The sequence below is a fragment of the Streptomyces sp. DS1-CR2 genome (genome assembly GCF_055760475.1).
In genome coordinates this window covers 118,766-131,156 of record NZ_CM147085.1, presented here as the reverse complement: position 1 = coordinate 131,156, position 12,391 = coordinate 118,766, and the positions used below count along the sequence as shown (strand labels likewise).

The 12,391-nt window shown below is 69.9% G+C and carries 12 protein-coding genes; 5 read left to right on the top strand and 7 right to left on the bottom strand.

What is annotated here, in order from left to right:
* The first annotated feature begins 102 nt into the window (after positions 1 to 102).
* The 5 genes from ACY0PA_RS00665 to ACY0PA_RS00645 all read left to right on the top strand — a co-directional run bounded on the left by ACY0PA_RS00665 (position 103) and on the right by ACY0PA_RS00645 (position 5,247).
* The gene (locus tag ACY0PA_RS00665) at positions 103 to 720 is read left to right on the top strand and encodes a zeta toxin family protein (RefSeq protein ID WP_473082829.1); all 618 of its coding nucleotides are present in this window, start codon (positions 103 to 105) and stop codon (positions 718 to 720) included.
* A gap of 353 nt (positions 721 to 1,073) precedes the next feature.
* Complete coding sequence (locus tag ACY0PA_RS00660; RefSeq protein ID WP_473082828.1) at positions 1,074 to 1,349, top strand: hypothetical protein; 276 nt, start codon at positions 1,074 to 1,076, stop codon at positions 1,347 to 1,349.
* Entirely contained in the window at positions 1,349 to 2,092 is a 744-nt protein-coding gene (locus tag ACY0PA_RS00655; protein WP_473082827.1) for a hypothetical protein, read from the top strand. Before ACY0PA_RS00660 ends, ACY0PA_RS00655 begins: the two co-directional genes overlap by 1 nt.
* A 1,048-nt stretch (positions 2,093 to 3,140) precedes the next feature.
* Entirely contained in the window at positions 3,141 to 3,386 is a 246-nt protein-coding gene (locus tag ACY0PA_RS00650; protein ID WP_473082826.1) for a hypothetical protein, read from the top strand.
* Between the two features lie 355 nt (positions 3,387 to 3,741).
* Entirely contained in the window at positions 3,742 to 5,247 is a 1,506-nt protein-coding gene (locus tag ACY0PA_RS00645; protein ID WP_473082825.1) for a DUF2637 domain-containing protein, read from the top strand.
* 681 nt (positions 5,248 to 5,928) lie between these two features.
* Here ACY0PA_RS00645 and ACY0PA_RS00640 read toward each other — a convergent pair.
* The 7 genes from ACY0PA_RS00640 to ACY0PA_RS00610 all read right to left on the bottom strand — a co-directional run bounded on the left by ACY0PA_RS00640 (position 5,929) and on the right by ACY0PA_RS00610 (position 12,391).
* Complete coding sequence (locus ACY0PA_RS00640; protein ID WP_473082824.1) at positions 5,929 to 9,477, bottom strand: LysM peptidoglycan-binding domain-containing protein; 3,549 nt, start codon at positions 9,475 to 9,477, stop codon at positions 5,929 to 5,931.
* A 7-nt stretch (positions 9,478 to 9,484) separates the two neighbouring features.
* On the bottom strand, positions 9,485 to 9,955 hold the full coding sequence (locus ACY0PA_RS00635) for a pilus assembly protein TadG-related protein (RefSeq protein ID WP_473082823.1): 471 nt from the start codon (positions 9,953 to 9,955) through the stop codon (positions 9,485 to 9,487).
* Entirely contained in the window at positions 9,952 to 10,479 is a 528-nt protein-coding gene (locus ACY0PA_RS00630) for a TadE/TadG family type IV pilus assembly protein (RefSeq protein WP_473082822.1), read from the bottom strand. Before ACY0PA_RS00630 ends, ACY0PA_RS00635 begins: the two co-directional genes overlap by 4 nt.
* Positions 10,476 to 10,901, bottom strand: coding sequence for a TadE/TadG family type IV pilus assembly protein (locus ACY0PA_RS00625; RefSeq protein WP_473082821.1), 426 nt, complete (start codon positions 10,899 to 10,901; stop codon positions 10,476 to 10,478). The genes ACY0PA_RS00630 and ACY0PA_RS00625 overlap by 4 nt, the downstream gene beginning before the upstream one ends.
* Entirely contained in the window at positions 10,898 to 11,095 is a 198-nt protein-coding gene (locus tag ACY0PA_RS00620) for a hypothetical protein (protein ID WP_473082820.1), read from the bottom strand. The genes ACY0PA_RS00625 and ACY0PA_RS00620 overlap by 4 nt, the downstream gene beginning before the upstream one ends.
* A gap of 189 nt (positions 11,096 to 11,284) precedes the next feature.
* Positions 11,285 to 11,479 carry a hypothetical protein gene (locus ACY0PA_RS00615; protein ID WP_389491604.1) on the bottom strand — a complete coding sequence of 65 codons (195 nt, stop codon included), beginning with the start codon at positions 11,477 to 11,479 and terminating at the stop codon, positions 11,285 to 11,287.
* Between the two features lie 21 nt (positions 11,480 to 11,500).
* Entirely contained in the window at positions 11,501 to 12,391 is an 891-nt protein-coding gene (locus ACY0PA_RS00610; RefSeq protein ID WP_473082819.1) for a hypothetical protein, read from the bottom strand.

The window sequence follows — 12,391 nt, the reverse complement described above, 5'->3', positions numbered from 1 at the left end:
CAGCACAAGGGCGTCCGCAGCCATTGGAGCTGGCTGCGGACGCCCGCCCATGAGGATACGGACCCGCCTGCTGGGCCGGGCCGTGGAGAGGAAGGGAGCGCGGTGAAGGACGCGGATGTCGTCCCGGTCGTGCTGTCCGAGCACGAGCACGAGGAGATCCTGGCGGCGCAGATTCTGCCCGTCTGGACCGGCGATGCTGTTTCTCAGGAGCGTCCGGTGGTCGTGTTGGTCGGCGGACCGCCCGGCAGCGGAAAGTCCACCGCATGCCAGGTGTTGAAGGCGATGCTCGATCGTCGGGGCGGCGCGGTACTGGTCGGCTGCGACCTCTACAAGGAGGCGCATCCCTCCTATCGGAGCCTGCTGGGCAGGGACGAGCGCACTGCGGGTGTGCGGGTGCGGCCGGACGTGCTGCGGTGGCAGGCCCAGGTCGACGTCGCTGGCCTCACCTCCATGACGCCCACCCTCGAAGTCGCCGTCGCCTTCCACCAGGCCGTTCTCGACGACCACGAGGCACTGAGCGCCACCATCGCCCGGCTGCGCGAGCAGACCAGCGACGGCACGTACGCCTACTACACCGATATCGCGTACTTCCTGGCTGGCCTTCCGCTGCCCGCCGACCACACCCCGCCCCGCTGGCTGGACGGCGAAAGGGCCACCCGTGCCCGGTGGCGGGCCCTGGTCCCCGCACGACGCGACCTACTGGGCAGCCGCCACGGCTGACGCCCTCGATGTGCCGGCGGCAGCGCTCGCACGCCTTCCAGAGCATCGCGGCGATGGGCATGCCGATCCGGATACCCGAGCCCGGGACGAGCTCGGCGGACTGCTCGGTCTGCCCGGCAGGGAAGGCCCACACCACTGGTGCCGACCCGGTTCCGAAGATCGAGCCGTCCGCGCAGAAGTCGCAGGCGGCTCCCGCGTTCTCCATGTTCATCGGCTCGGCAACGACAGCTTCGTCCCGGGGAGCCGGGACGCCGGTGATCGCCTCGAAGACCGTGTTGGGTTCCATGCCCTGCAAAACTGCCGGATGCCGAATGGGTGATGGCCTTCCGTCCCGTTCCGGCGTTGAACCGCGTATGACCCACCGCACCCACTACCTGACCTTCGCCCCGGCCCACCTGGACGACGATGACGCCGCCCTGGCGCTGATCGCGAACTTCCCCGACATCAGCGCCGCCCGGATCAAGCACGGGCTCGCGTGCCGTCACTTCGCCGAGACAGGGGACGAGAGCCGGATCGACGCGTACTTCACCGCGATAAGCGCCCTGATCTCCGCCTACGACGGCCCGCTGAGCCGCTCCCAGGCGGAGACCATGTTCCTCACCAACTGCGGAACAGTGCGAGGAGAGTGATGAACGAACCGGACGATATGGCCCTTATTTTCATTCTGGGAGTCGCGGAGAACGGGTTGTGCGCCCGTAAGACACAGCGGCTGATTCTGATGTGGCTCAGCATGAATGAGCGGTCGGCCACCGCTTCCCGCCCCCTGCGCGATTTCACCCGCACCCAGTACGGCATGTACACCATGGAGCGCAACGTCTACGTATCCGGAGACTCCTACCCCCGGCGGACGAATACCTGCAACCACGCGGGCCGCGCCTATGTATGTGCCGTTGTTTTGGCTGACTACGGTCTGCTGGTTCTTCCGGAGGGCTGGCTGACTGGGGCCCCGATCTATCTCACCCCGCAAGGGCGCGTCTGCGCCGAACGCTATGAAGGAGATGTAGAGGCATACATGGACGACAACGCGAGCAACGGCAAGAACATCGACATCAGCATCTCCGGCGGCCAGTTCACGGGCAACGCCATGAACTTCGCCGAGGGCGGCGCTCATGTCAGCGGCTCGACCGCGCAGAGCGCCGCCCGCACCGGACTGGAGGCCGGTGACCTCGTCTCCCTTCTGGGGCGCGTGAAGATGGACTTCGCCATGCAAAGCGACCAGATAGCCATCGAGCGTCTCCAGGACGAGATCATCGACGTCGAGGACACCCCCGAGCTGCGCCGATCGCTGTGGGAGCGGATCACTGAAATCGCCGCCGGTGCCGGGGCGACCGCTCTGGTGGAGAAGTTCAGCGAGGCGTTCCTCGGCGGCTGACGCGCATTCCGTGTGCGGTCGGCCGATCGTCCTGGCTGCCCGGCACACGGACTCCGGCCTTGAGGGCCATCGGGGCAGCCGTTAGCGCCAAGGGCTGCCCCGATGGTCAAGCCGACTGTCGGCGCCACGCACAGAGTCGCTCTGAGGCAAGCGCATAACGGCCCGGCACTGGATAGGCTGAGTCATCGCGGGCAAGCAGGGGGCGAACTCGCTCGTCGGAAGGCAACCGGCATGGGGAACCCTGACGCCATACCCTTCACCTGTCCGGAGTGCGGGGCCTCGACGAAAGCCAACCGCCGTACGGGGAGGCTGTATTCGCATCAGCCCCCGGAGCAGCTGATCGCGTGCCGAGAGTCCGACTCCGTGGTGCTGCGTGGCGGCGGTGGCGCTCCTGCCGAGTTGCCTCCCCTCCGCAATCTCGAAAATCTCGAAGCGGAGGCAGACCACCGACGGCCGGTCGTGATGGAAGAACGGTCGAAGAGTGTCCGGACGGTTCCTGGCGGCCTTCCGTCGCTCGGTCGTCGTCGATGAGGCGGAAGCGACCTGGAGCTTAGGATCGTTCCTGACGAAGAATCGAACGCATCGAACAACTCCCGTTCCGATGGCCGAGCCAGCGAGACCATGCTGTCTAGCCCGATAAGCTCCCATGCACCCGATCAGCCGGTATCGGCCAGCGATGCAGAAGCGTTTGGCCGGGCATGACCAAGCCCTTCTGTATGGCCAAGTAGCGCCTCGGTCCCGCGGCCGTCGAGAGGGCGCGGCGCACGGCGGCCAGTGCTCCGCCGCTGAGGCCGGAGCAAGTCGCCCATCTGCGGGTGCTGTTCCAGAGTGCGGTCGTCCCGGTTCCGGGGAACCAGCGGAAGGCATGCGGCCACTCGCTGAACGGGCTCATCGAGTAGCAGGCCCTGACGTTGAATCACCTCTACTTCTCCGATGCCGCGAGCCGTGCCGGGGATCTCTCAGTGATCACCCTCGTATAATTTGTCGTATACGTACCTGATTGTCTGAGAGGGATCCGACGCGAACGACCCGGGGGAGCCAACCGAGGTTGTCGACGCGGAGCTCGTCGACGGCGACCGCCTTCCAGACCTCCCCGAGATCGCAGGCCCCGCCGCGGCCGCTCGTCGACCGGCACACGATCCTGCGTCCCGGCGAACTCCCCGCCACGACACGGCCCAGCTACAGCGAGCGCGACTTCTACGTCTCCGAAGCCACCGCACGGCGCATGGACGAACAGTCCGCGCCGAAGAACACTGACAGCAACTACCGTTCCCAGCGCGGCATGTTCGAATGATGGTGCGCCGCCATGGGCCGCGTCACGAAGCCCTGCACGACCGCCACGTACGTCGAGTACATCGCCTCCCAAGGGCACGGTCCTGGTCCGGGGGCTCTCGCCATTTCCGTAGAAGGCCCCGTCTGGTGCAATTCCGCGGCCACTGTCGTCAGGATCAACCGGTGTCCAGTTGGACAGTTATTGATTCCATGTGTCGTGACCTGACCGGGTGTGCAAAAGTGAAGTGTGATGGGCGAGTTGACCAGCTGACGGCGGGGGAGTACCGGGCGTGCGGGGGCGAGGAGAGCGTGCGGCAGGGCGGGAAGGTGGAGCGTCCGCGCCGCAGCTGACACGGTCGCACCGCATACTCATCGGCGTGGTCGTCGCCGGTGCGGTGGTCATCGCCGGCATCGGTTTCGCGGGTTCGTACGCGGCCGTTCGCTCACTCGCGCTCCAGAAGGGGTTCGGGAACTTCAGCTATGTGTTCCCGATCGGCATCGACGCGGGTATCTGCGTACTGCTCGCCCTGGACCTGCTGCTGACCTGGATCCGGATCCCGTTCCCGCTGCTGCGCCAGACGGCGTGGCTGCTGACCGCCGCGACGATCGCGTTCAACGGCGCGGCCGCGTGGCCGGACCCGCTCGGCGTCGGCATGCACGCCGTCATCCCGATCCTGTTCGTCGTCTCGGTCGAGGCGGCGCGGCACGCGGTGGGCCGGATCGCGGACATCACGGCCGACAAGCACATGGAGGGCGTGCGCCTCACGCGCTGGCTGCTCTCTCCGCTGCCCACGTTTCTGCTGTGGCGCCGCATGAAGCTGTGGGAGCTGCGCAGTTACGAGGCCGTCATCAAGCTGGAGCAGGAGCGGCTCGTCTACCAGGCGCGGCTGCGGTCCCGCTTCGGCCGGGCCTGGCGCCGCAAGGCTCCCGTCGAGTCCCTGATGCCGCTGCGCCTCGCGCGCTACGGGGTGCCTCTGGCGGAGACGGCTCCGGCCGGGCTCGTCGCCGCGGGCGTCGAGCCGCAGTTGCTGCCGCCGCGTCCGCAGGCGCCACAACTGGATCAGCCGGTCGTGGAGCCCGCTGCTGGGGAGCTCGCGCAGACGGCGCCGAACCACTGGTTCGCTGCGCCTCGCCTGACGCAGCATCCGGGCGACCTCGAGGCTGACGTGGAGCCGCCCGTGGTCGCGCTGGAACAGGAGCACCAGAGCTGGCACGAGGAGCATCCCGAGCGCATGCCGGTGCCGCATCCGCAGGAGCAGGAGCAGCAGGCCTCGTTGACTGATGCATCGGTCGGTGAGCCTGACGAGGAGTGGGCGTCCTTCTACCGATCCGCTGCAGAGCAGTTCGCAATGGACCAGGGATACGCGCCGGATGCTGATGAGCTGTCCTCGTATCTGCTGGAGCAGTACGAGGTTGCCGACCAGTACGGCCGCCCGCTCGCTCCCGAATACCTCGCCCCGTACGTGATGGCCGTCAACCGGGAGGCGGAGTCCGTTCGTGAAGTGGCAGTGGGGGACCAGGCGCCGGTGAATGCCAGCCGGGCCGAGGACGCGGGGCGGGTCGCAGTCCAGATGCGTATCAGCGAGCGGGAGCGGTCGCAGAGCCAGGAAGCGCCTGCGGCCGAGCCGACGGGCGAAGCACCTGACGCCGGCACCGGGATGCTCGCCGAGCCCGAGCAGAGCGGAACAGTGCCGACTGAAGCGAAGCCGTCGGGGATCGACCTGGTGGAATTCCACTACCGACAGTTGCCGCCGGAGTCCCAGGCGAAGTCCGCGAAGGCGCTCGCTCCCGAGCTTGCCGCACTGTCCGGCTACGCGGAGGGCACGGTGCGCAAGTACATCGGCGAGATGCGGCGGCGCGGTTCGGGCGAGGAAACCGACTGACGTTCCACCCGGTGGAATCCGGCAGTTGCTGCAGCAGAGCATGCGCGTCGGCGGGGTGGAATGCGCAAGGGCCAGCTCTTCCAGCATGGCTGTGGGGCACAGGTCCGCTGCCGTAAGTGCTCCGCTCAGTGCGGCTGGAGTTGCCTAACGGCTGCCCGACTTCGCGTTGGTGGACCTCCGCTTCCTAGAGGGGTGGAACGCTGTGACCTGCAATTTTCCACCGTGGGTCACTGTTTGGGGTATACCCCGCTCCCGTTCCGACGCCGCTCACTGCGACCGTTGGACGTGCGGCGAGCGGGCCTGGCCGTCGACGTCCTCCGGGTCGTTCCACGCGGGGAGCGGCCGGGTGGAAAACGTGGACGGCAGTATCCGCGGCCGAGACGACCGGGGTGGAATTTTCCACGCTGACGGGCGCCGCTGCGACGGCTCGAGCCGGTGACTGGACTTTGCGAAGCGACCTGCGGGCACCCTGGGTGAAGCGAGGGCAGGGGAAGTGCGAGGTGGAACGGAACCGTGCTGCCGATTGCGTTGCGTGACGGTGTGTCGGCTACGGCAGAGCACCCGCGGCTGGCTCGCAGGGCGTTCCGGACGGCTCAGGGCCCGGAGCTCGCAGGGGCCGGTGGTCGTCCAGCAGAAGGCCCGGCCACCTGAGCGGGTGGCCGGGCCGGTGTGGATCCAGGGTTAGCGGCGGACTGCGTCCAGGCGGCGGATGGTCTCCTCGGTCTCGCGTTCCATGGGCAGGTCGGCGTCGAGGAGGTACTGGTTCAGCTGCTGGATGGCGGCTTCCAGTTCGTCGTGTGCGCCGAGTTGGGCCAGGGCCTCGAAGCGGTGGCGCCACAGGACCTCGCGCTCGCGTGCGGTATCCAGGCCGCGGCCCGACGCCCACAGCGCGCCCCGAGGGTCGCGGGCTGCCAGGCAGCGGGCGGCGAGGTCGTCAGCCACGTCGACCACTGCCGAGATCATGTTCTGGGTCAGGGCCTCGGCCCAGACGTAGCGGCGCGGCGGAATGCCGGTGAAGGGCCGGCCCTGTACGAGGTCGAGCGCGCGCCGCAGCATTGCGCGCGCTTCATCGCCGCCGGCGCGAGCGGCCTGGGTGGTCAGGTCCTGGAACTGGTGCCAGTCGCAGGCGACGCCGACCAGGCGGTGCTTGCGGTCGGGCTGTTCGTTGAGCTTCGGGTAGTACTCGTCACCGAGCCAGCGCCGTACCTCGCGGACACGTCCGTTCCTGGTGTTGTTCTCCACGCGCCCTCCGCCGGGCGCGATGACCTCGTCGAGCTCGTGGCGGGTGGCACCGTCGGTGCGCAGGGCGAGCCAGGAGACCAGTTCCGTGGCGACGGTGCGCCGGTTGGATTCGATGTGCCCGCGGGCGCCGGTGACGTCGATGGGGCCGAGCACTCGGACCAGGGGCCCGTCGGCTGCGTCCTCGCCTGCCGGCCGCTGTGGGCTGTCGGCCGCACTGGTGGGCACCGGCTCCTGGGGCACCGGGGCCGGCGGGCTGACGGGCTCGGGCAGCCGGGCGTTGACCCGAGAGGTCGCGGTTGTGGCAGGCAGCACGATCCGGCTGGGGGAGGTGGCGTCCGTCCGCGGGATGACGGGGCCAGCCTCTTCTGCAGAAGGTTGGGCCTCCGTGGCCGCGTCGTCCTCGTGGTGCACTGTGGCCGGTGCGGGCGCGCCCTCGAGGTGATGGGCTGGGGAGTCGTCGTCGAGGTCGGCCAGGCGGGCGAACAGGCTGTCCGACTCCCGCGCGGCGGGTACCGACTCGGCGGTAGCCGGAGCTGCAGCGGCGGCGGGCGCCTCGGTGTCCTTCGCCAGCGGGACGGAGGTCGCAGGCGGTTCGTCGGGGGCGAGGTCGGTCTCCGAGTTCGACGTCAGCGCGCTCTCGACGACGTCGGCGTATTCCTCGTCCGAGAAGGCGATCAGGCGGCAGTGCAGCCCGGTACCGGGCACGGGATGGACTTCGTCGTCGGTGTCCAGGACCCACACCGCGTCGGCCTCGGCGGGCATGTGCCCGCTGGTGATGATGGCGGTCGCGGTACGCGGTTCCTGCTGCAGGATCTCGGCGAGCTCTTCGGCGGCCTCGGGGTCGGGGCAGCTGTCGAGGTCGGCAAGGACGACCATCGGCCACAGCTCGTCCACCGTGTCCGCGGCCCGCGCGGCTCCCAGGTCCGTACTGTTGCTGCCGGACAGTGCCGTGTGCTGGCGGCCGTGGTGGGTGCGGACGACGTCGGCCGCGTCGGCGAGCGTCGTGTACGGGGTCACGCGCGAGTCGATGAGGGACAGGCCCGGGGCGCTGTCCTCGCCCGCGACAGCGATCTCCAGGTCCGAGCTGAGCGGGGACACCGCGAGCGATGTACCCAGGGCGCGCAGCACCTGAAGCCGTGTGGCGCCGGTGAGGTGCACGGCCCCGAAGCGTTCCAGGTCGACCAGTAGCAGCGCCTCGCGGGTGTCGTCGCCGAGCGCGACCAGTGCCGGATAAGGGGCGTCCATCCGGCCGAGGAGTTCGGCGTCTGCGAGGTCCCCGGTGTCGGTGGCGCACCACCAAAGCTGCGGGCTGTCGTCGACGGCGGTGAACGGTGGCAGGGGAGCGGGGAGTTCGTCGGCATCATCGGTGTCGGCGAGGTGGAGCAGCACGCCCTCGGTGCCCAGCTGGACGGCGGCGAGAGCGGGCAGCGGACGCCCCGCCTCGGCGCAGTGGTGGGCGAGCGTGCGCAGGGCCGCATCCAGGAAGTCGACCTCCTCGATGGCATCGACGCAGCGCAGGGCACGCTCGGTCGCGGCGGCACGTCCCTCCGGCATCGAGATCCGGCGCCCGGCCCGCCGGCGACGCTGCTGCACCGTCCGCCTGCGCCGCAGCATCAAGAGCACTCCGGCGGCGACGAACGCGGACGCGCCCAACGCCATCGTCGTGACGGTCAGGCCGGACTCCTCGTCCGGCGAGGCGTCTTGGGCGCTGCTGTGGCGATCGTCAGCCGACGGCGCAGCCCCAGCAGGTGCCGAGGTGCCGGGTGCGGAGGGCTCCTCGGTGCCGGCCCCGGAGGGCTCCGCGGTCGGCGCGGCCTGGGAGGGCACACCGACGCCCGGGTCCTCGCTCGGTGCCTTCGTGGCCGGGGAGCTGCTCCCCTCCTCCTTGGCGGAACTACTCGCGGACGGGGCAGGAGTGGCCTCCTGTTCCGGCGTGCCCGCCTCGCCGTCACTGGCCCGGGGAGACTCGGAGGGCGCCGTCGACGCCCCGTCGTCCTGGCCCTGCTTCTCGTGCTCCTTCTCCTGGCCGTCGGAGCCCTGCTTGCCGGGCTGCTGGGAGGGCCGCGCCTGGTCGGGGATAGCCAGGTGATCGCCAGGATGGATCAGGTTCGGGTTCTTGATGACGTCCGGGTTCGCCTCGACGATCTCCGGGTAGCGGGTGGGATCGCCCTGCTGCTCTTCGGAGATGTCCCACAGCGTGTCCCCCGGCCGCACCGTGTACGTGCTGTCTGAATCCTGCTCCGAGGCGTCCTCGCTCGCCGTGCGCGAGGAGCTCGCCAGCTGAGCTTGCAGGCCGGAACCCGCGCCCGCTGCGGAGGGGGCCGCAGGGGTGGCGTCGGCGGGCAGTGTGAGCGTGGTGCCCGCCGACAGCGAGGAGCTGGGCCCGGTGATATGCAACTCGGGGTTGAGGCGCGCGATGTCACGCCAGCGCAACCCGTCGCCGAGCCGCTGCTCAGCCACGTCGTACGCCACCACACCCTCGCCTGCGACGTGATGCTCCTTGGTGGCAGCGGCCGTTGTCGCCGCGGTCGCCGTGCGCTCGGTGTGATCCACGGAGGCCGGGGCGGGGGAAGCGTGGTCGAGGGTGGCGGTCGCTGCGACGGCGGGGGTGGCGGCAGTCGCCGCGGCCGCGGGAGAAGCGAGCAGCAGCCCGCCCAGCAGAAAGACGGCCAGGCGCTGGCTGGTGGCCATGCCCGGCAGCCGGGGCGTGGCCCGGTGCGCGAGGGCCGCGACCAGTTCGACCAGGAGCGGCACCAGCAGCCACAGCCACGCGATCCACGCGGCGAGGGTGAGCGTGGTGAACAGCAGGCTCCCGTCATCCGGCGCCATCAACGCCTCACGCGCCTCGCTCAGTGACGGCACGCTCTGCGGCAGGGTGCCGACCTTGAGGAGGAGCGCGGGTACGCCGGCGGCGAGTACGGCGAGTGCGGCCAGGCGTGCGATCAGGCGCAGCAGGGCGAGGGGCCAGCGGACGATGCGGTGGGCCATAAGCGGGTCAGCCTCCGGGCTGGTGGAGCAGGGTGGCCTTGCCTTCGCCGGACACTGGCAGGGTGTCGATGCCCAGGAGCGAGGCGAACAGCGGGTCGTAGGAGTCGTGCACGGTCACCGTGATGGTCTTGCCGTCGCCGGAGACCACCACCTCGCCGTTAAGGCCCTCGGCGTCGAGGTAGTCCTGGGCCGCGCCGGCGGCGGCGTCGGGATCGACGACGATTGCCTCCCCGGTGATGGCCTTGCCAGGGTCGATCTGCTGGCCGGCCGCGCGGGCGGCCTCCTGAGCGGCATAGGTGGCGCGGGAGTTGCCGTTGAGGACGCCGGTGCCGTCCACGACCAGGCCGAGCATCACGAAGATGGCGATCGCCATGATCGGCATGAACAGCTCCACGCCGCCCGCATCACGGCGCTCGCGCAGCGCACCAACGACACGACGGACATGGGCATGCACGTAGTCGGGGAGCGGCCTGATCATCGGGCCCTCCACTGATCAACAACGCTGGTCATGGTGCTCTTCAGCGTCTTGGTGCCGGGCAGTGCGGGCAGCGCCACATCATCCAGCGGCACGGTGCACGACACGGTCGCGGTGACCGTGGCGGCCTGCCCGACGGGCGCGTCGATCCCGTCGGACTCCACGGCGACCGCGATGTCGGAGCAGGCCAGCCCGGAGCGGCGCAGCGACTCGGCGGCGGCTTGGCGGGCCTCGCCCTGCGCCGTGTCCGGGCTCTCGGCCAGCGACGCGGTGCGCGCGGCATCCCGCGCGGCCGCGTCCGCGGCACCCTGCGCGATCTGGATCCGGCCCGCAGCGATCACCAGGGCGAGCAGAGCGATGAACACCGGAGTGAAGATCGCCGCACCCAGCGCGGCACTGCCTCGGTCCGCGGCCGCACCCGAGAAGCGGGCACGCCAGCCCAGGACCGGCCGGAACGCAAGGCGGCCTGCCCGCCGGCCGCACCCGACGGGGCGCTCGCGGAACGCGTGAACCCACGGGTGATTCAACGGAATTCCTCCACGGGGGCTTGGGCACGCTGGCGCACGGTGAACTCCAGACCGGGCACCAGGGAGGAGACGGTGCCCGTGACGGTCACCGCGATCTGGTTGCCACCAGAGTCGACCGCCACCTTGGAGCCCTCGACCGAGTTGCCGGTGCGGGCCAGGAAGTCGCGGGCGGCGGCGGCCCCGTCGTCCGGGCTCGCGTCGTAGGAGCGGCCCGCGTCCACGCCGACCTGGGCGGCCCGCGCGGCCACCGAGCGGGCATGGAAGTACAGGGCGCCCTCGATGACGGTGAACACCAGGATCAGCACGACGGGGAAGATCACCGCGAACTCGACGACGCTGTCACCGCGGTCGTCGAGACGCTCCCGAAGCCGGGACCATCTCGACTCCGGGACCGGGCGTCGCTTGCCGGCGACTCTGGTCACAGGCCCGCGATCTCCATGGCCTTGGCGCGGGCGGTGCCGTCGATGGCGAGGTAGAGGATCGTGGCGATGCCGCCGCCGGCCGCGGTGATGTAGGCCCACTCGGTGACCGAGTAGCCGGCATCGGAGAGGCGGCCGCGCATGTGGCCGTAGCGGCGGTGCAGCACAGCGCGGATTCGGGTGAGACGTCGGGACATCACAACCTCCTGGAGGTGAGGACAAGCGGACGCGCCGGATGCGGTGTCCGCGATGAAAGGGGTCAGAACGGGGACGGCAGGACGGTCTGGAAAACGATCGTGAGGACGGTGGCGATGGTGATGATCGCCGCCCAGAGGATGAGCAGCTCACGTGTGGATCCCATACGAACTCCCCTGCAGGGACGGCGACTAGACGGACAAGATCTTGATGAGGGCGGGTAGAGCGATCAGGGTGATGACGCTCAGCGCCACGACGATCGCGATCAGGTGCAGCCGGTCGGTGTCCCGGGGGTTGCGCGCCGCCGCGTGCTGGTTCAACTGCACGGTGCGGGCGAAGCCGAGCGTGACGGCCAGGACCCACAGGCCGTACAGAGCGAGCGACATCCGTATCTCCTTTGGGCCAGGTCACAGGTTGAGGATCTTGATGAAGGCGGGCAGGGCGCAGAAGACGACCAGGGACAAGCCGACGGTCAACGCCGGCAGGTCCATCTGCTCGGTGGCCTGGTTGGCGCGGGTCTCGCGGTCGCCCTGGACGGCGGCGTTGAGCAGGTCGACCTGGTTTTCCAGGGTGCGGGTGACGGCGGCCTTTTCCTCACCGGCGAGTGCCATGGCGCGGGCGGGCCTGGCCAGGTCCTCCACGCCGATCGCCTGGCCGAGTTGGGACAGCGCGCTCCAGTAGGGGGTGCCGGTCAGCCTGGCGTGCTCGAGGGACTCGCGGATCTGCAGCGCGGGTGTCGTGTCGCCGACCGAGGCGGCGCGCAGCAGCGACTCGCCGGCCGACGCGTTCGCCGAGCGGATCAGGATGAGCCGCTCCAGCAGGGAAACGATCGTGTACCGGTACTCCTCGCGCAGCTTCTTGGCGTCGTCACGCACATCGTCCAGGCACTTGAACGCGAAGAACCCGCCCACCGCGAGCGCGAGCAGCACCGGCACCGGCAGCGGCGGGCGCCTCCCGGCGACGGTGAGCAGCAGCATGAACAGCTGCGGCAGCACCATCCCCACCACGGCCATCCGCGCGCACCGGCCCAGCAGCTTCGCGGGAGACATCTCCAGCAGCCGCAGATCAGTGGCCGGCAGTCGCGAGGCGACCGTGGGCGTGGCGACGAGCCGGTCGCCCATCTTGTCAGTGAGCGCCTCGAAGCGGCCCGCGCTCGCATCACTCACGGTGTGCGGGGCGGGGGAGCGGGTGGTCTTCAGCAGCGCATCCACGGAGGGCCGGGCGGGCATCAGCGCCCGCACCGTCATCCCGGCGCCGAGGACGGCCACCGCGCCGCCCACCATCGCAGGCACAGACAT

Excerpts from the sequence above, each read along its gene's own strand:
- ACY0PA_RS00640 (WP_473082824.1), bottom strand. The coding sequence starts at position 9,477 with ATGGCCCACCGCATCGTCCGCTGGCCCCTCGCCCTGCTGCGCCTGATC.
- ACY0PA_RS00620 (WP_473082820.1), bottom strand. The coding sequence starts at position 11,095 with ATGTCCCGACGTCTCACCCGAATCCGCGCTGTGCTGCACCGCCGCTAC.
- ACY0PA_RS00610 (WP_473082819.1), bottom strand. The coding sequence starts at position 12,391 with ATGTCTGTGCCTGCGATGGTGGGCGGCGCGGTGGCCGTCCTCGGCGCC.
- ACY0PA_RS00615 (WP_389491604.1), bottom strand. The coding sequence starts at position 11,479 with ATGTCGCTCGCTCTGTACGGCCTGTGGGTCCTGGCCGTCACGCTCGGC.
- ACY0PA_RS00660 (WP_473082828.1), top strand. The coding sequence starts at position 1,074 with ATGACCCACCGCACCCACTACCTGACCTTCGCCCCGGCCCACCTGGAC.
- ACY0PA_RS00655 (WP_473082827.1), top strand. The coding sequence starts at position 1,349 with ATGAACGAACCGGACGATATGGCCCTTATTTTCATTCTGGGAGTCGCG.
- ACY0PA_RS00635 (WP_473082823.1), bottom strand. The coding sequence starts at position 9,955 with ATGATCAGGCCGCTCCCCGACTACGTGCATGCCCATGTCCGTCGTGTC.